Annotated in this window: 15 protein-coding genes; 12 read left to right on the top strand and 3 right to left on the bottom strand. The window is 73.0% G+C overall.

Translation table 11 applies throughout. From position 1 onward, the window contains the following. Window positions 1–37: 37 nt before the first annotated feature. On the bottom strand, window positions 38–544 hold the full coding sequence (locus ACWCV3_RS16750) for a cysteine dioxygenase (RefSeq protein ID WP_451223888.1): 507 nt from the start codon (window positions 542–544) through the stop codon (window positions 38–40). A gap of 596 nt (window positions 545–1,140) precedes the next feature. On the opposite strand from ACWCV3_RS16750, the gene ACWCV3_RS16745 reads away from it, so the two are divergent. The 3 genes from ACWCV3_RS16745 to ACWCV3_RS16735 all read left to right on the top strand — a co-directional run bounded on the left by ACWCV3_RS16745 (window position 1,141) and on the right by ACWCV3_RS16735 (window position 6,735). After that, entirely contained in the window at window positions 1,141–1,404 is a 264-nt protein-coding gene (locus ACWCV3_RS16745) for a WhiB family transcriptional regulator (protein WP_030377564.1), read from the top strand. Window positions 1,405–1,606: 202 nt separating this feature from the next. Next, window positions 1,607–5,251 carry a glycosyltransferase gene (locus ACWCV3_RS16740; protein ID WP_451223885.1) on the top strand — a complete coding sequence of 1,215 codons (3,645 nt, stop codon included), beginning with the start codon at window positions 1,607–1,609 and terminating at the stop codon, window positions 5,249–5,251. Next, complete coding sequence (locus ACWCV3_RS16735) at window positions 5,248–6,735, top strand: DUF5719 family protein (RefSeq protein WP_451223883.1); 1,488 nt, start codon at window positions 5,248–5,250, stop codon at window positions 6,733–6,735. The genes ACWCV3_RS16740 and ACWCV3_RS16735 overlap by 4 nt, the downstream gene beginning before the upstream one ends. Window positions 6,736–6,773: 38 nt before the next feature. On the opposite strand, the gene ACWCV3_RS16730 is transcribed toward ACWCV3_RS16735, so the two are convergent. Continuing rightward, entirely contained in the window at window positions 6,774–7,226 is a 453-nt protein-coding gene (locus ACWCV3_RS16730) for a metallopeptidase family protein (protein ID WP_451224159.1), read from the bottom strand. A 359-nt stretch (window positions 7,227–7,585) separates the two neighbouring features. On the opposite strand from ACWCV3_RS16730, the gene ACWCV3_RS16725 reads away from it, so the two are divergent. The 8 genes from ACWCV3_RS16725 to ACWCV3_RS16690 all read left to right on the top strand — a co-directional run bounded on the left by ACWCV3_RS16725 (window position 7,586) and on the right by ACWCV3_RS16690 (window position 15,760). Beyond that, window positions 7,586–7,960, top strand: a complete 375-nt coding sequence (locus tag ACWCV3_RS16725; RefSeq protein WP_451223880.1) for a DUF3499 domain-containing protein — start codon at window positions 7,586–7,588, stop codon at window positions 7,958–7,960. Between the two features lie 72 nt (window positions 7,961–8,032). Next, window positions 8,033–9,394, top strand: a complete 1,362-nt coding sequence (locus tag ACWCV3_RS16720; protein ID WP_451223877.1) for a phosphomannomutase/phosphoglucomutase — start codon at window positions 8,033–8,035, stop codon at window positions 9,392–9,394. Between the two features lie 118 nt (window positions 9,395–9,512). Then, window positions 9,513–9,683 carry a Trm112 family protein gene (locus ACWCV3_RS16715; RefSeq protein WP_020940431.1) on the top strand — a complete coding sequence of 57 codons (171 nt, stop codon included), beginning with the start codon at window positions 9,513–9,515 and terminating at the stop codon, window positions 9,681–9,683. A gap of 55 nt (window positions 9,684–9,738) precedes the next feature. Beyond that, window positions 9,739–10,866: an SIS domain-containing protein gene (locus ACWCV3_RS16710; protein ID WP_451223874.1), complete on the top strand. Its 1,128-nt coding sequence runs from the start codon at window positions 9,739–9,741 to the stop codon at window positions 10,864–10,866. A gap of 52 nt (window positions 10,867–10,918) precedes the next feature. Then, window positions 10,919–12,067, top strand: coding sequence for a mannose-6-phosphate isomerase, class I (gene manA / locus ACWCV3_RS16705; RefSeq protein WP_451223871.1), 1,149 nt, complete (start codon window positions 10,919–10,921; stop codon window positions 12,065–12,067). Between the two features lie 151 nt (window positions 12,068–12,218). Next, window positions 12,219–13,199: a cation diffusion facilitator family transporter gene (locus tag ACWCV3_RS16700; protein WP_451223868.1), complete on the top strand. Its 981-nt coding sequence runs from the start codon at window positions 12,219–12,221 to the stop codon at window positions 13,197–13,199. A 373-nt stretch (window positions 13,200–13,572) separates the two neighbouring features. Then, window positions 13,573–15,030, top strand: a complete 1,458-nt coding sequence (gene ahcY, locus ACWCV3_RS16695) for an adenosylhomocysteinase (RefSeq protein ID WP_451223865.1) — start codon at window positions 13,573–13,575, stop codon at window positions 15,028–15,030. Between the two features lie 115 nt (window positions 15,031–15,145). Continuing rightward, window positions 15,146–15,760: a hypothetical protein gene (locus ACWCV3_RS16690; RefSeq protein WP_451223862.1), complete on the top strand. Its 615-nt coding sequence runs from the start codon at window positions 15,146–15,148 to the stop codon at window positions 15,758–15,760. Between the two features lie 12 nt (window positions 15,761–15,772). On the opposite strand, the gene ACWCV3_RS16685 is transcribed toward ACWCV3_RS16690, so the two are convergent. Then, entirely contained in the window at window positions 15,773–16,651 is an 879-nt protein-coding gene (locus ACWCV3_RS16685) for an RDD family protein (protein ID WP_451223859.1), read from the bottom strand. Between the two features lie 140 nt (window positions 16,652–16,791). Here ACWCV3_RS16685 and ACWCV3_RS16680 point away from each other — a divergent pair, with 140 nt between their 5' ends. Continuing rightward, window positions 16,792–17,799: a stage II sporulation protein M gene (locus ACWCV3_RS16680; RefSeq protein WP_451223856.1), complete on the top strand. Its 1,008-nt coding sequence runs from the start codon at window positions 16,792–16,794 to the stop codon at window positions 17,797–17,799. Window positions 17,800–18,116: the final 317 nt, after the last annotated feature.

Genomic DNA, 18,116 nt, shown 5'->3' with positions numbered 1-18,116 from the left:
TGTGTCAGCAGCCGCCGACAGGCCGTGCGGCCGGTGATCACACCCTGGCCGGGCCCGGCTCCGTACGCGCCTCGCAGTGCGGGGAGGCGTGCATGGTCATCTCCGTCAGGCCCGGGTGGTAGACGTGCAGGCTGACGGCGGGCTCCAGCGCGTCGTTGACCACGTCGTGCACGTAGCCGGGCGCGAAGACCCGCTGGGCGCCGGCGGCGAGCGTGCGGGTGCCCCGGTCGGTGCGCTCGGTCAGGGTGCCCTCCAGCACGGTGAGGATGCCTGAGGAGCGGCCGTGGTCGTGCGGCCCGCTGCCCTGCCCGGGCACCCAGGACAGCAGCCACACCTCGTAGCCGGGACCGGTGCGCAGCCGGTGGTACCAGCGGGTGGTGGCGTCGTAGCGGACCAGGTGCGCCCACCGGTCGCGGTCGGCGGCGACCGCGCGGGCCAGTCCGGCGAACTCGGCGACGGTCACCGGGTGCTCGCGGGGCGGCTGCAGCAGGTGGGGGACCTCGAGGAGGTCACCGGCGATCTGGAGGTCGTTGGCGCTGTTCATGGGGGTGTGGGGTTCCTCGGCGGAGAGGCGGCGGCTGGGTGTCGCTGGGCCCCGGCCCGGATCACGGGCGTACGGGCGGGTGTCCCCGAAGGAGTGCGGGAACGGCGGGACACGCGGGGCCGGAGTGGGCCCGGGGTCCGCTGGAGCGCGGTCGGCTCAACAGCAGGAACAGCAACAACAGCTGAGACGCAGGCCGGCTGCACCGAGAGACCCGGCGGTGCGGGTCGTCGTGGGTGCGAAGTCGGCGAACATGCCCCCTAGGACAGCGGTTCACACCTGCCGTGTCAACTCGGGACCCGGTTCGAGCGACATCCATCACCTCATCCGGTGCATCTCTCAGGTCAAAGGTTTGTGCACCCGGTACCCGGGACACATGGCGCACATCCGGGCGGCACCCCTCGGTGTGCTCAGACGCGTGTCGAGGTTTATGCCGATTTGAACACTTAATGCAGGGCCTTGGTTCCGCAGAGTGAATAACGGGCTCAATAGCAGATCTCGGCTTGACTCGCTCGGAGCAGCACACTTGTAATTTCACTCGTGTCGTTCGGCCGCGACCGGCCAGACACGGGGACGCGAAGAACAGACGAGGGGCGCACATGACCGAGCTGGTGGAGCAACTGCTGGTCGACGACGCGGACGAGGAACTCGGCTGGCAGGAGCGCGCTCTGTGCGCCCAGACCGATCCCGAGTCCTTCTTCCCCGAGAAGGGCGGCTCCACGAGAGAGGCCAAGAAGGTCTGCCTCGCCTGCGAGGTCCGCTCGGAGTGCCTCGAGTACGCCCTCGCCAACGACGAGCGCTTCGGCATCTGGGGCGGCCTGTCCGAGCGGGAGCGCCGCCGGCTGAAGAAGGCCGCGGTCTGACCGGCGCACACGCGGCCGTCCGGCGAACGGCCGCGGCATACAAGCGCATACGGGGCGAACGGCCCGTCGCACATGGGTTGTCCACAGGCGGCGGGCCGTGGTCATGACCGACCGATAGTGTGGGCGCTCGTCCGAGACGCCCCGCTGTCCTTGATGGGCACAGGCGTCCACCGCAGTCCATCGAACCGGGGCCCGTACCTCGATGTCCGTGCACAGCCATACGGCAGCCCAACACGACGCTGCCACCCCTGAGTTCCCGCGCCACGTGGTGACGGCCGTCCTCGTCACCCACGACGGCGCCCGCTGGCTGCCCGACGCGCTCGCCGGGTTGCTGAGTCAGGAGCGCCCCGTGCAGTACGCGGTGGCGGCCGACACCGGCAGCGCGGACGACTCCGCCCGACTGGTCACCGAGACCCTGGGGGACGAGGCGGTCGTCCACCTGGCCCGTCGCACCGGCTTCGGTCAGGCAGTGGACGAGGCCGTCCGCCTCGCCCCCGTCCTCACCCCGGACGACCTGCCCTACCTCAGGCGCCCGGCGAGTTGGGACCCGGCCACGCGCACCTGGCGCGACGACGCCTACGACCTGCCCGAACTACCGCACGGCGAACCGGTCCAGTGGCTCTGGCTGCTGCACGACGACTGCGCCCCCGAACCCGACGCGCTGGCCCAGATGCTGCGGGTCGTCGACAACGAACTCGAACTCGGCCGCGACGACGTCGCGGTGGTCGGCCCCAAGCTCCGCGGCTGGTACGACCGCAGGCAACTGCTGGAGGTCGGCGTCTCCATCGCCAACTCCGGCCGCCGCTGGACCGGTCTGGACCGCCGCGAGCAGGACCAGGGCCAGCACGACCACGTCCGCACCGTGCTCTCCGTCTCCACCGCGGGCATGCTGATCCGCCGTGACGTCTTCGAGCGACTCGGCGGGTTCGACCGCCGGCTGCCCCTGATGCGCGACGACGTCGACCTGTGCTGGCGCGCCCACACCGAGGGCCACCGCGTCCTGATCGCCCCCGACGCCGTCGTCCGGCACGCGGAGGCCGCCTCCCGTGAGCGCCGCGCCGTCGACTGCGCGGGGCGCACCACCGCCTCCCCGCACAAGGTCGACAAGGCCGGCGCCGTCCACACCCTGCTCGCCAACACCCGCACGGCCGCCCTGCCCTGGGTACTGCTCCGGCTGGTCCTCGGCACCCTGCTGCGCACCCTCGCCTACCTGGTCGGCAAGGTGCCCGGCCAGGCCCTCGACGAGATCCGCGGCCTGCTGGGCGTCCTGCTGCGCCCCGAGCGCGTCCTCGCCGCCCGCCGAAGCCGGGGCCCCTCCCGGATCGACAAGGACGAACTGCGGCAACTGTTCCCGCCGCCCGGCGCCACCATCCGCGCCACGGCCGAGCAGATCGCCGCCAACTTCTCCAGCAACTCCGACGTCGACACCTCGGCCGGCCGCCACGGCAGCGCGGTCGAGTCCGGACCCGGCGGTGACGACGCCGACTTCCTGGAGATCGAGCAGTTCGCCCGGCTCAAGCGCATCGCCCGCCGACCCGGCCCGGTGCTCTTCCTCGCCCTGCTGCTGATCTCCCTGGCCGCCTGCCGCGCCCTGCTGGGCGGCGGTGCCCTCGCGGGAGGCGCGCTGCTGCCCGTCCCGCCCGGCGCGAGCGACCTGTGGGCCCGCTTCGCCGACGTCTGGCACCCGGTCGGCGCCGGCAGCGCCACCTCCGCGCCGCCCTACCTCGCCGTGGTGGCGACGCTCGCCTCGATCTTCCTCGGCTCCACCGGGCTCGCGGTCACCGTGCTGCTGGTCTGCTCGGTGCCGCTCGCCGGCTTCACCGCCTACTTCGCCTCCCGGCCCCTCGTCAGCTCCCGTCTGCTGCGCGCCTGGACGGCCATCGCGTACGCCTTCCTTCCCGCCACCACCGGCGCGCTGGCGCAGGGCCGCATCGGCACCGCCGTGCTCGCCGTGCTGCTGCCGCTGATCGCCCGCGCGGGTGTCGCCGCCAGCGGCCTCGCGAACCGGTCCGGCGGACGCGGCAGCTGGCGCGCCACCTGGGCGTACGCGCTGCTGCTGACCATCACCACCGCGTTCACGCCCGTGGTCTGGCCCGCCGCGCTGGTCCTCGGCGTCGGCGTGCTCGTGCTGCGCCGCTCCGAGCCGACTCCCTACCTCCTGCGCTTCCTGGCCCAGCTCGGCACCCCGCTGCTGGTCCTCGCACCCTGGTCGCTGACCCTGCTGCCGACCGGCTTCTTCACCGAGGCCGGGCTGGACTTCGGCGCCTCGGCGGCCTCCGCCTTCGACCTGCTGGGCACCAGCCCCGGCGGCCCCGGCACCCTCTCCGGCCTGCTGTTCACCGGCATCGTGCTCGCCGCGCTGGCCGCCCTGCTGCGCTCCGAGCGCCGGCTGGGCATCCGCGCCGCCTGGGCCGTCGCGCTGACCGGGCTGCTGCTCGCGGTGCTGGCCAACCGCTCCGCGTGGGCCGGGCCGGCCACCCTGGTCTACGGCATCGCCCTGCTGGCCGCCGCCGCGCTCGGTGCCGACGGGGCGCGTGCCCGGGTGGCCGAGCAGAGCTTCGGCTGGCGCCAGCCGGTCGCCGCGCTGATCGCGCTGGCCTGCGCCGTCGGCCCGCTGGTCGCCGCCGCCGGCTGGATGATCCGTGGCGCCGACGGCCCCCTGGAGCGCCGCGACCCCGCCCAGGTGCCCGCGTTCGTCGCCGAGGACGCCGGCACCCGCGACCAGGCCCGCACCCTGGTCCTGGACAGCGACTCCACCGCGCGGGTCCGCTACACCCTGGTCCGCGGCGCCGGTGCCCGCATGGGCGACGGCGAGATCGCCGCGGCCGGCGGGTCCGACACCGGCCTGGACAAGGTCGTCGCCAACCTGGTCGCCGGCTCCGGCGCCGACCAGACCGGCCAGCTCGGCGGCTTCGCCGTCCGCTACGTCCTCGTCCACCAGGGCACCCCGCGCCAGATCACCCGCGTCCTGGACGCCACGCCCGGCCTGAACCGGCTCAGCCAGCAGAACGGCAACGCCCTGTGGCGCGTCGACCGGGAGGTCTCCCGCGCCACCCTGATCGGCGCGGGCGGTTCCGGCACCCCGCAGGCAGTCGCCGCGGGCCCGGTGGAGATCCACACCACCGTCCCGGGCGGCTCGGGCGGCCGAGTGCTGCGCCTGGCCGACGCCGTCTCCGACGGCTGGAGCGCCACCCTGGACGGCAAGCCCCTGACCCCCAGGACCGTCGACGGCTGGGCCCAGGGCTTCGAGCTCCCGGCGGGCGGCGGCAAGCTGGACGTCACCTACGACGCCCCGTTCACCCACACCCTCTGGCTGTGGGTCCAGGGCGCGCTCGCCGTCCTCCTGGTCGTCCTCGCCCTGCCCGGCCGCCGCCGCGACGTCGACGACGACCTTCCCGAGGAGGAGCCGGTCCCGGCCCAGGCGACGGAGGGCGAGGGCCGCCGAGCCCGCCGCCTGCGCGCCCAGGCCGAGGCCGAGGAGACGGAGGAGGCCCCGGAGGCCGCTCAGGAGGAGCCGGCGGCCCCGCCCCACGGCGGTCAGGAGCAGCCGGTCATCCCCCATCAGCAGCCCTACGCCGGCTGGGACACCGGCACCAGCGCCTACGCCGGCTCCGAGTACGCGGCCTACCCCGCAGACCCCTACCAGGCCCCGTACCCGCACACCGGGTACGACGAAGGCGCGTACCAGCCCGACCCCTACGGCCAGAACGCCTACGACCCCTACGGATACGCGGCGCCCCAGGAGCAGCCGTACGACCCGGCGGCCCACCCGCGGCAGGGCTACGACCCCGCCCAGCAGCCGCCCTACGGCGACGGCAGTGAGCGCCACGACGGGAGCCAGCAGTGAACCGCACGACCCTGTCCCTCATCACCTGCACCGTCGCCCTGGCCGCCGTCACCGGGTTCGCCGCCTTCGACCCGCCCGCCGCCCCCGGCGCGGGCGCGGCCGGCAGGCCCACCGAGCGGCCCGTGGAGCGCACCGGCCTGCTGTGCCCGGCGCCGAGCTTCTCCGACATCGCCGACACCGCCTACACCTCGTTCACGCCCGTCACACAGGGCGCGGGCAGCGGCGGCAAGGCCGCGCTGGAGGCGGCCGCCGAGCAGTCCGCGGACGGCAAGGGCACCAAGGGCGGCGGCAAGAAGGACCAGACGGTGCTCACCCCCAAGCCGCCGGGCACCCCGGCCCTGGGCGACACCTCCGGCAGCGACACGCCCGCGCTGATCGGCACCGCCGACGGCAGGTACGCGCCGGGCTGGACCGTGCAGGAGACCACCCGGATCGCCGCGGGCACCGGACGCGGCCTCCAGGGCGTCACCTGCACCCCCGCCGACACCGACTTCTGGTTCCCCGGCGCCAGTACGTCCAAGGGCCGCACCGACTACGTCCACCTCACCAACCCCGACGACGAGGCGGCCGTCGTCGACATCAAGCTGTACGGCAAGAACGGCGCCGTGAAGACCACGGTCACCGACGGCATCACCGTGCCCCCGCACACCAGCGAGCCGGTACTGCTGTCGACGCTCACCGACGACGCGCAGACCGACCTGACCGTGCACGTCGGCGTGCGCAGCGGCCGGGTGGGCGCCACCGTGCAGGCCCAGGACGACGCGGGCGGCGGCGACTGGCTGCCGGCGGCCGCCGACCCGGCCGGCAGCCTGGTCCTGCCCGGCATCCCCAAGGACGCCACCGACGTCCGCCTGGTCGCCTTCACCCCCGGCGACGACGACGCCGACCTCAAGGTCCGCCTGGCCTCCCCGGACGGCTCGATCACCCCGGCCGGCAACGAGACGGTGCATGTCAAGGCGGGTATGACCAGCGCCGTCGACCTCGGCCCGGTCACCCGGGGCGAGCCGGGCTCGCTGATCCTCACGCCCACCGACAAGGCGACGCCGGTGGTCGCGGCGCTGCGTGTGGTGCGGGGCAAGTCAAGCTCGCAGGAGACGGCGTACATCCCCGCCACCGCCCCGGTCGGCCGCCGCGCCACCGCCGCCGACAACAGCGCCAAGGGCACGACGCTGTCCCTGACCGCGCCCACGGCCGACGCCACCGTGAAGGTCACCGCCTCGGCGGGCAGCGACGGCGGCACCCCCGCGACGAAGACGTACACGATCAAGTCCGGCACCAGCCAGGACATCAGTGCCCCCGCGGGCGGCAAGGGCACCTACGCGCTGACCGTGGAGCCGGTCTCCGGCGGCCCGGTCTACGCCGCCCGCACCCTCACGGGCTCCTCCGACGGCGTCTCCGGTTTCACGATCCAGACGCTCCCCGGCGACCGGGGTCTGGTGGCGGTGCCCCGCGCGGAACAGGACCTGTCGGTGCTCCAGCGGTGAACCGGGTGCCGGGCGGCCGCCCTCGGGACGGCCGCCCGCTACTCCTCGCCGTACCGGGGGTCCACCGTGTCCGGGGTCAGCCCCAGCAGCTCGGCGACCTGCTCCACGACCACCTCGTGCACCAGCTCGGCGCGTTCGTCGCGCCCCTTGCTGCGGATCTCGATCGGCCGCCGGTACACCACGATCCGCGCCCGACGCCCGTCCCGCTCGGGGATGATCCCGCCCAGCGGCACGCCCTCGTCGCTCCACGGCCCGTCGCCGGTGCCCTCCAGCCGGGGCACCTCCATCACCAGGAACTCCACCTCGGTGAGCTGCTGCCAGCGCCGCTCCAGCCGTTCGACCGAGTCGCGCACGAGGTCCGCGAACACCTCGGCGCGGCTGGCGGCCAGCGGCACCTGCGGCGGTGCGATGGGGCCCCGCATGCCCCGCCCATGACGATCACGGCGTCGGGGTCGGGGACCTGCGGCACGGGGCGGTACAGGGTTGTCCATCACCGAAAGAAGCGTAGTCCTCGCCCGCCTCCGACGCCCGGCTCCACGCGAGAGCCGCCCTTGGGACCGCCCCGGCGCACACCGCCCCCGGACTCTTCGCGCGCTTTTCTCCCGGTGTCCGCTCAGCCGCCTCCTGCCGCGCGCATGCCGGTTCCGGCCACGCCCGGTCGAGCCGGCTGGCCGAGAACCGACGCCGACTGCCGGATTTTGTCCCGGATCATCACCGGATGCACCCCGCCAGGCGCGCTCACCGGAACCCGCTCCGGCGGGTTCGCGGGACCCCGCGGGCCACGACACGGGGGAGTGAGCCGGCGGAGAGTCGTCGCGGCCCGCTCAAGAGTGCGGTACCGTCCAACATCGTGAGCCTTGTACGTCGCTGTTCGCGCACCGCCTGCGGCCGACCCGCCGTTGCGACGCTGACGTACGTCTACGCCGACTCGACCGCGGTCCTCGGCCCCCTCGCCACCTACGCCGAGCCCCACTGCTACGACCTGTGCGCCGAGCACTCCGAGCGCCTCACCGCCCCGCGCGGCTGGGAAGTCGTCCGGCTGCTCGACGGCTCCGCCCCGGCCCGCCCCAGCGGCGACGACCTGGAGGCACTGGCCAACGCGGTCCGCGAGGCGGCCCGTCCGCAGGAGCGCGCCGCCGGGACCGGCGGCGGGGCACGCACCGCCGACCCGATGGAAGTCGCCCGACGCGGCCACCTGAGGGTCCTCCGCTCGCCGGACAACTGAGCGCCCCTCCCCGCAGCCGCACACCCCAACGGGTAGTTTTGGGCCCCCAATGGACTTTCAGGAGGGCCGGCCGTGGCAGATCTGTCGCAGATCGTGAAGGCGTACGACGTGCGCGGAGTCGTTCCCGACCAGTGGGACGAGGCCACAGCCGAACTCTTCGGCGCCGCCTTCGCCGAGGTGACGGACGCGACCGCGGTCGTCGTCGGCCACGACATGCGCCCCTCCTCGCCCGGCCTCTCCCGCGCCTTCGCGCGCGGCGCGCTGAACCGGGGCGTGGACGTCACCGAGATCGGCCTGTGCTCCACGGACCAGCTCTACTACGCCTCGGGTGCGCTGGACCTGCCCGGCGCGATGTTCACCGCCTCGCACAACCCGGCGCGGTACAACGGCATCAAGATGTGCCGCGCGGGCGCCGCCCCGGTCGGCCAGGACACCGGGCTCGCCGACATCCGCGCCCTGGTCGAGCGGTGGCTGGACACGGGTGCCCCGGCCCCGGCGGCCGCACCCGGCACCCTCACCGCGCGCGACACCCTCGACGACTACGCCGCGTACCTGCGCTCGCTGGTCGACCTGACCGCCATCCGCCCGCTGAAGGTCGTGGTGGACGCGGGCAACGGCATGGGCGGCCACACCGTCCCGACGGTCCTCGCGGGGCTGCCGCTGACCGTCGTCCCGATGTACTTCGAGCTGGACGGCACCTTCCCCAACCACGAGGCCAACCCGCTGGATCCGGCCAACATCGTGGACCTGCGCAAGCGGGTCGTGCAGGAGGGCGCGGACATCGGCCTCGCCTTCGACGGCGACGCCGACCGCTGCTTCGTCGTGGACGAGAACGGCGACCCGGTGTCCCCGTCCGCCGTCACCGCCCTGGTCGCCGCCCGCGAACTCGCGCGCAACGGCGGTACGGGCACGGTCATCCACAACCTGATCACCTCCCGCACGGTCGCCGAGGTGGTCCGCGAGCACGGCGGCACCCCGGTCCGCACCCGCGTCGGCCACTCCTTCATCAAGGCGGAGATGGCCCGCACCGGCGCGATCTTCGGTGGCGAACACTCCGCCCACTACTACTTCAAGGACTTCTGGAACGCGGACACCGGCATGCTGGCCGCCCTCCACGTCCTCGCCGCGCTGGGCACCCACCCCGCCCCGCTCTCCACCCTCACCGCCCAGTACGACCGCTACGCGGGCTCCGGTGAGATCAACTCCACGGTCACCGACCAGCAGGCCCGCCTGGCCGCCCTCCGCGCCGCCTACACCCCGGCCGCCGACACGACCCTGGACGAGCTGGACGGCCTCACCGTCTCCACCCCCGCCTGGTGGTTCAACGTCCGCCCCTCCAACACCGAGCCGTTGCTCCGCCTGAACGCGGAGGCGGAGGACGAGGCGACGATGACGAAGATCCGCGACGAGGTCCTGGCGATCATCCGCGCGTAGGTGGCGCCGAGCGCCGGCCGGCCGCGACGGGCGGGACGCACCCCGCCCGGCCGGCGGAGCGCCACGGTACGCTGACCAGCACATCCGTAGACCCCGTTTCCGCCCGAAGGGACACCCCATGCCGCTCGAAGCCGGTCTCCTGGAGATCCTGGCCTGCCCGGCCTGCCACGCCCCCCTCAAGGAGCAGGACGCGGAGCTGATCTGCACCGGTCAGGACTGTGGCCTGGCGTACCCCGTCCGCGACGGCATCCCCGTCCTCCTGGTCGACGAGGCCCGCCGCCCGGCGTAAAGCACCGCCGAAAGACATCGCGCAGTAGGACCCCGGCCATCGGAGGTACCCGCCCATGCTCGACGAATCGCTCCTGGACACCCCGGAGGGCCTCGCCGAGGCCGACCGCCGAGGTCTGCTGCGCGGCGCGGCCGAGGCGGGCGCGAGGGTCCGTACCGCCGCACGGCACGCCGGTGAAGCCGGAGTCGGCGCGCTGCGGCCCGACGGCCGCCCCCGCGCCGTGCTGATCGCGGGCCCCGGCGCCGCCGCCACGCACACCGCCGACCTCCTCGGCACCCTGGCCGGCCCCGGCAGCCCGGTGATCCGCCTGGAGGCCACCGGAGTCGCCCCCGCCCCCGGCGCCCTGCGCTGGGAACTGCCCGGCTGGGCGGGCTCCGTCGACCTGCTGCTGATCGCCACTCCGGACGGCACCGAACCGAGCCTCGGCCTCCTCGCGGAACAGGCGTACCGCAGGGGCTGCTCCGTGGTCGCGGTGGCGCCCGCCGGCACCCCCCTCGCGGAGGCGGTCGCCGGCGCGCACGGCATGTTCATCCCGATGGCGACCGCCCCGTACGACCAGGGCGAACCGGTGGCCGCTTCCTCCTCCGGCGTCTTCTGGGCCCTGCTCACCCCGCTGCTGGTCCTCCTGGACCGTGTCGGCCTGCTGGCCGCCGGCCCCGACGCGCTGGAGAAGGTGGCCGACCGCCTCGACCACGTCGCCGAGCGCTGCGGCCCCGCCATCGCCACCTACGGCAACCCGGCCAAGACGCTCGCGGCCGAACTCGCCGACGCCCTCCCCGTCGTCTGGACCGAGGGCACCTCCGCGGGCCCGGCGGGCCGCCGCTTCGCCGCCGCCCTGGCCGAACTCGCCGGCCGTCCCGCCGTGGTGGCGGAACTCCCCGAGGCGCTCGCCGCGCACGAGGCCCTGCTCTCCGGCCCGCTGGCCGCCCGCGCCGACCCGGACGACTTCTTCCGCGACCGTGTCGAGGAGGCGCCCGCCCTGCACGCGCGCGTGGTGCTGCTCCGGGACCGCCCGCTCGGCGGCCTCACCGCGGCCCCCGCCGCCCGTGACCTGGCCCTCGGCCACGACACCCCGATCAGCGAACTCGAACCGGAGGAGGGCGGCGAACTGGAGACCCTCGCCGACCTGATCGCCGTCACCGATTTCGCCGCCGTTTACCTGGCGCTCGCCGCCAGGGTCTGAGCTGATCCAAGGCACCCGCCCGCGGCGCCCGTACGGAGACAGAAGAAGACACATGGACCGTCTCGACAACACCGTCCGCCCCTACGCCTGGGGCTCGACGACCGCGATCCCGCGGCTGCTGGGCACCGAGCCCACCGGCGAACCGCAGGCCGAGATGTGGATGGGCGCCCACCCCGGCGCCCCCTCGCGCACCCCGCGCGGCACGCTCGCGGAGATCATCGACGCGGACCCCGAACGCGAGCTCGGCCCCGAGACGGTGGCGAAGTTCGGCCCGCGCCTGCCCTTCCTGCTCAAGATCCTCGCCGCGGGCGCCCCCCTCTCCCTCCAGGTCCACCCGAACCTCGCCCAGGCGCAGGAGGGCTACGCCGAGGAGGAGCGCCGGGGCGTCCCCGTGGACGCCGCCCACCGCAACTACAAGGACGCCAACCACAAGCCCGAACTCATCTGCGCCCTGACCGAGTTCGACGGCCTGTGCGGCTTCCGCGCCCCCGCCGGGGCGGCCGGCCTGCTGGACGGTCTGGGCGTCGGCTCCCTCAAGCCGTACGTCGACCTGCTGCGCGCGCGGCCCGAGGACGCCGCCCTGCGCGAGGTCCTCACCGCGATCCTCACCGCGGACCCCGAGGACATGGCCGACACCGTCAGCGAGGCCACCGCCGCCTGCGCCCGCCTCGGCGGCCCGTACACCCCGTACGCGGAGATGGCACGCGAGTACCCCGGCGACCCCGGCGTGATCGCGGCCATGCTGCTCAACCACGTCCGGCTCCAGCCCGGCGAGGCCCTGTTCCTCGGCGCGGGCGTCCCGCACGCCTACCTGGACGGCCTCGGCGTCGAGATCATGGCCAACTCCGACAACGTCCTGCGCTGCGGCCTGACCCCCAAGCACATCGACGTCCCCGAACTCCTGCGCGTGGTCCGCTTCGAGGCGAGCGACCCCGGCGTCCTGCGCCCCGAGGCGTCCCCGGAGGGCGAGGAGGTCTACGAGACCCCCATCGACGAATTCCGGCTGTCCCGCTGGGTCCTGCCCGGCGAGACCGCCCGCGACCTGACCCTGCCGACCCCGCAGGTCCTGCTGTGCACGGCCGGGTCGGTGCGCGCGGGCGAGCACGGACTGCTGCCCGGCCGCTCCGTCTTCGTCCCGGCCGGCGAGAAGGTGGAGGCGTCCGGCGAGGGCACACTGTTCCGCGCCACTGTGATCGTATGACCGCTCCTGTGGACACCTGAGGCGCCGCACGCCGGTGGGACTGCAACAATGACCCACCGGCAAAGCACGTGCAAAGAAGCGACCCGTGGGGGCACAAGAGCCGTGCGGGGGTGCCGAGAAGGCGACAAGGGCGAAGGGAAAACGCGAACTCATGAGCGCGTCAGGCGGTAACAAGGCGATCGTGGCGGCACTCGGCGCCAATCTGGCGATCGCGGCATCGAAGTTCGTGGCGTTCGCGTTCAGCGGCTCGTCGTCGATGCTCGCCGAGGGCGTCCACTCGGTCGCCGACTCCGGCAACCAGTTCCTGCTGCTCATCGGCGGCAAGAAGGCCCAGCGCGAGGCGACCCCCCAGCACCCCTTCGGCTACGGCCGCGAGCGGTACATCTACGCCTTCCTCGTCTCCATCGTCCTGTTCTCCATCGGCGGCATGTTCGCCATCTACGAGGGCTACGAGAAGATCAGCCACCCCCACCCGGTGGAGCACTGGTACTGGCCGGTGGGCGTCCTCGTCTTCGCGATCATCGCGGAGGGCTTCTCCTTCCGCACGGCCATCAAGGAGTCCAACGAACTGCGCGGCAAGCTCTCCTGGGCCCAGTTCATCCGCCGCGCCAAGGCGCCCGAGCTGCCCGTGGTCCTGCTGGAGGACTTCGGCGCCCTCATCGGCCTGGTCCTCGCCCTCGGCGGCGTCGGTATCGCCCTGCTCACCGGCAACGGCGTCTGGGACGGCATCGGCACCGTCTGCATCGGCGTCCTGCTCGTCATGATCGCTCTCGTCCTCGCCTCCGAGACCAAGTCCCTGCTGCTCGGCGAGGCCGCCGGCCTGGAGGACGTCAAGAAGATCGGGGCCGCCATCGTCGACGGCGACACCGTCACCGGCGTCATCCACATGCGCACCCTGCACCTCGGCCCCGAGGAGCTTCTCGTCGCCGCCAAGATCGCCGTCCAGCACGACGACACGGCCGCCGAGGTCGCCAACGCGATCAACCGCGCCGAGGCCCGTATCCGCGAGGCCGTGCCGATCGCCCGCGTCATCTACCTGGAGCCGGACATCTACAGCGCCGCCGAGGCCGCCAAGGGTCCCGACCCGCTCGCCACACCCGGCGGCCCGAACCCCCACGCCACCGGCCACTGAGCCCTCGGCCCCAGCCCTCGGGCCCCCGTCGCGTCCCGGTCCCCACCGGCCGCGCCGGGGGCCTCGGCACGCCCGGACCCCTCGCCCCGCACCCACCCGTTCGCGCCACATCCGTCACCTGGACGGCACGCGGTGTCCGAACGCGGACTGGGGCGCGCCCCACCCTCCGGTGTAGCTTGGGTCGGAGCCAGACGTCGCTGCTGATGGCGGTCGGGCGGTCCCGGAGCGGGCCGGCCGAGGGAGAGAGGGCCTCCGACGGACTGCGCTGCGCGTACGCGGGCATGCCTGTGTCCTCTTCCCGGGGCACCCCTGTGTCCGTCGCCGTGCAGACCAGCCGTACCCACCTCGCCCCGACTTCGAGGAGCAGCCCGCCATGACCACTGTCGACAACCGACAGGACTTCAAGGTCGCCGACCTCTCCCTGGCCGAGTTCGGCCGCAAGGAGATCACCCTCGCCGAGCACGAGATGCCCGGCCTGATGTCGATCCGCAAGGAGTACGCCGAGGCGCAGCCCCTGGCCGGCGCCCGCGTCACCGGCTCCCTGCACATGACCGTGCAGACCGCCGTGCTCATCGAGACCCTCGTCGCCCTCGGCGCCGAGGTCCGCTGGGCCTCCTGCAACATCTTCTCCACCCAGGACCACGCGGCCGCCGCCATCGCCGTCGGCCCGAACGGCACCCCGGACAACCCGCAGGGCGTCCCCGTCTTCGCCTGGAAGGGCGAGACCCTGGACGAGTACTGGTGGTGCACCGAGCAGGCGCTGACCTGGCCGAACAGCCCCACCGGCGGCCCGAACATGATCCTGGACGACGGCGGCGACGCCACCCTCCTCGTCCACAAGGGCGTCGAGTACGAGAAGGACGGCAAGGTCCCCTCGCCCGACACCGCCGAGTCCGACGAGCACCGCGTCATCCTCGAGCTGCTCAACCGCACCATCACCGACGGCTCCCAGAAGTGGACCCAGCTCGCCTCCGAGATCCGCGGTGTCACCGAGGAGACCACCACCGGCGTCCACCGCCTGTACGAGATGCAGCGCGACGGCCTCCTGCTCTTCCCGGCGATCAACGTGAACGACGCCGTCACCAAGTCGAAGTTCGACAACAAGTACGGCTGCCGCCACTCCCTGGTCGACGGCATCAACCGCGCCACCGACGTCCTCATCGGCGGCAAGACCGCCGTCGTCTGCGGTTACGGCGACGTCGGCAAGGGCTGCGCCGAGTCCCTCCGCGGCCAGGGCGCCCGTGTGATCGTCACCGAGATCGACCCGATCTGCGCGCTCCAGGCGGCCATGGACGGCTACCAGGTGACCACGCTGGACGAGGTCGTCGACAAGGCCGACATCTTCGTCACCACGACCGGCAACAAGGACATCATCATGGCCGCCGACATGGCCAAGATGAAGCACCAGGCCATCGTCGGCAACATCGGCCACTTCGACAACGAGATCGACATGGCCGGCCTCGCGCAGATCCCCGGCATCGTCAAGGACGAGGTCAAGCCGCAGGTCCACACCTGGACCTTCCCCGACGGCAAGAAGATCATCGTCCTGTCCGAGGGCCGCCTGCTCAACCTGGGCAACGCCACCGGTCACCCGTCCTTCGTGATGTCCAACTCCTTCGCGGACCAGACCCTGGCCCAGATCGAGCTGTTCACCAAGCCCGACGAGTACCCGATCGGTGTCTACGTGCTCCCCAAGCACCTCGACGAGAAGGTCGCCCGTCTCCACCTGGACTCGCTGGGCGTCAAGCTCACCCAGCTCCGCCCGGAGCAGGCCGCGTACATCGGCGTCGAGGTCGACGGTCCCTTCAAGTCGGACCACTACCGCTACTGAGCCGCCGCTCCCCGCACCATCCAGGCAGGCCCCCGCACCCCCGTGCCGGGGGCCTGCCCCTTTGCGCCGGACCAGCGGCCCCGGACCGTCAGCCCGCCACACCCCAGGACCTGCCATGCCGCGCGGCCGATATTCGCTCCACGATCCGCACGACCACACCCCCCTCGCGGAAGAACACTTCCAGTGCGCCCCCGGCCCCTCCGGCTGGCGCTACGTCTCCCAGCTCACCGCGCCCGACGGCGCCCACCGGGGCTCGGTCGACCTCGCCCTCGACGACCTCGGCCGCCCGATCCGCCTCGAACTCCACGCCGGCGGCTGGCAGGTGCGCGGCGCCGCCCTCGACGGCGTCACCTGGGTCCGCACCGACCCTGCCGGACTGGAGGCGACGGAGGGCAACGTGCCCGCCCACGCCTTCACCGGCACGTCCCCGGCGTTCCTCGTCGCCACCGCACGTCTCGTGCGCCTCACCCCCTCCTCGTCCGCGACCCGCGTACGCCTCGTCGCCCTCACCGGCCCGGTCCTCGCCCCCCGCACCGTGGACCAGTCCTGGGCACTGGTCGGCAGAGAAGCACACGCCACCGACAACGGCCCCCTGCTCGTGGACGAATACCAGGTCACAGCCCTGGACACGGGGGAAACGCACTCCGTGCACATCGCCGGAGACGTCATCCTCTCGGCCCCTGGCATAGAGCTGGAGGACCTCCAGACCCCACCGTCGACGTTCCCCTGACGGGCCGGGCGGCTACGCGGGCGGAGCGAACCCCGTCGACCGGCTCCGCGGGTGATCCGGCGCCTTCGCGCTCCTCTCGCTCACCGGCGCGACGGCCGGGGGAGCCACCGGAGCCACCGTCTGCTCCCCGCCGCTCTCGTACCGGGGCCGCTGTCGCGCCTGCCGGCTCTGCCGCTCGTGCACCACGGCCGCGAGAAAGACGGCAGGCCGTGCCTGGAGATCCGGCGGCACGGCGGCCCCCGTCCGCGCGGCCACGTCGGCGGCCAGCCGCGACGCCATGGACCAGGAGACCTGCGGCTGAAGCTGGTGCACCCGCGTCAGGTACTGCCGCACGGCCAGCCAGAGCCCGTCGGGCACCGCGGACAGATCCAGCTCCGCGAACCGTCCCGCCAGCTCCGGCGGCGGAGGCGGCACCACACCGGCCCGCGCCACCGGAATCCGCTCCCGCACCACCAGCGTCCCCGCGAACACGTCCCCGAGCCGCCGCCCCCGCTCCGAGATCAGCGAGGCGATGCACGCCACCACACCGAAGGTCATCAGGATCTCGATCATTCCGATCCCACCGCGCACCAGCGCGTGCCGGAACCGCACCGGCCCCCCGTCGTCACGGACCACCCGCAGCCCGAACGCCAGCTTCCCCAGTGACCGTCCATGGCTCAGCGTCTCGACCGCGATCGGCCCGCCGACCAGCACCAGCAGAAAGGCCGCCACCGACATCGCGGCCCGCGCGGCGTCGTCCAGCGAGGAGGTGGCCGCCACCAGCCCGATCACCACGGCGATGTAGACGAGCACGGCCACGATCAGATCGATCAGCACGGCCAACGCCCTGCTCGGCAGCTTCGCGGGCCGCAGCTCCAGCGGCACCGCCTCACCGGTCACCAGCTCACTCACGCCCGCCGTCCTTCCTTCGCCCACCCCGGTGACGCAAGTCTGCCAAGCTGAGGGCGTATCGCACCCCGGTACGACAAGCTGACGGTGTCCCGTTGTCCGCCAGCGGCTGGCCACGACGAGTCGAGGAGCAGGCAGACCCGATGGACCTGGACGTCTTCGTCTCCGCACACCAGGCCGAGTGGGACCGTCTCGACGCCCTGGTCCGCCGTCGGCGCCGCCTCACCGGCGCGGAGGCCGACGAACTCGTCACCCTCTACCAGCGCACCGCTACGCACCTCTCCCTCATCCGTTCCAGCGCCCCTGACCCCCAGCTCACCGGCCGGCTGAGCCAACTCGTCGCCCGCGCCCGGAGCGCCGTCACCGGAACCCGCCGCGCGTCCTGGCGCGACGTGACGCGCTTCCTCGGCCGGGGCTTCCCCGCCGCCGTCTACCGCGCCCGACACTGGTGGGTGCCGACCGCTCTCGTCTCAACGACCGTGGCGATCCTGCTCGGCTGGTGGATCGGCACCCACCCCGAGGTACAGGCGTCGATCGCCACCCCCGGCCACCTGCGCGAGCTGACCCGGCCCGGCGGCGGTTACGAGACCTACTACTCCAGTCATCCCGCGGCGTCCTTCGCCGCGCAGGTGTGGACCAACAACGCCCAGGCGGCCGCACTCTGCCTGGTTCTGGGTGTCTTCCTGGGACTGCCCGTCCTCTTCATCCTGTTCGAGAACATGCTGAACCTGGGCGTCGGCTTCGGACTGATGTCCTCCGCAGGGCGCCTCGACACCTTCCTGGGCCTCGTGCTCCCGCACGGCCTGCTCGAACTGACCGCGGTCTTCGTGGCAGCCGGCACAGGTATGCGCCTCGGCTGGACCGTGATCGACCCCGGCCCGCGCACCCGCCGCACCGCGCTCGCGGAGGAGGGCCGCGCCGCCGTGGGCATGGCGATCGGCCTCGCCCTGGTGCTGTTCGTCTCCGGTGCCATCGAGGGCTTCGTGACCCCGTCCGGCATGCCCACCTGGGCCCGCGTCGCCATCGGCGTCGCGGCCGAGCTGGTCTTCCTCACCTACGTCTACGTCCTCGGTGGCCGAGCGGTCCGTGAGGGGGAGACCGGCGATCTCCAGGAGGCCGGACGCAGTTCCACGGCCCCCACCGCCGCCTGATGTGCGCAGGACCTCGTGAAGCTGCTAGTCTCCTCCTCGCCCCACAAAACCTGTTGACACGGGTTGAGCGGGGAGGTAGAGTTGAACAGTTGCCTGGAGCTGGACAAGCTCGAGGTCATCCATTAGGCTTTATCTCGCTGCTTCAGGACATCGCTGAATGCGACTTCCGAGAAGCACCCCCCGATAAATCGGAAATGAAGCCGGTAAGACCGGCCGAAAACCTCTGATAGAGTCGGAACCGCCGGAAAGGGAAACACGGAAGCGGAAACGCGGAAGTGAGGAACTGGAAAGCACCGAGGAAATCGGATCGGAAAGAT

It is taken from the genome of Streptomyces sp. NPDC001781 (genome assembly GCF_053596035.1).
The sequence above is the reverse complement of the archived record's forward strand: the minus strand, read 5'-3'. Positions and strand labels throughout refer to the sequence as shown.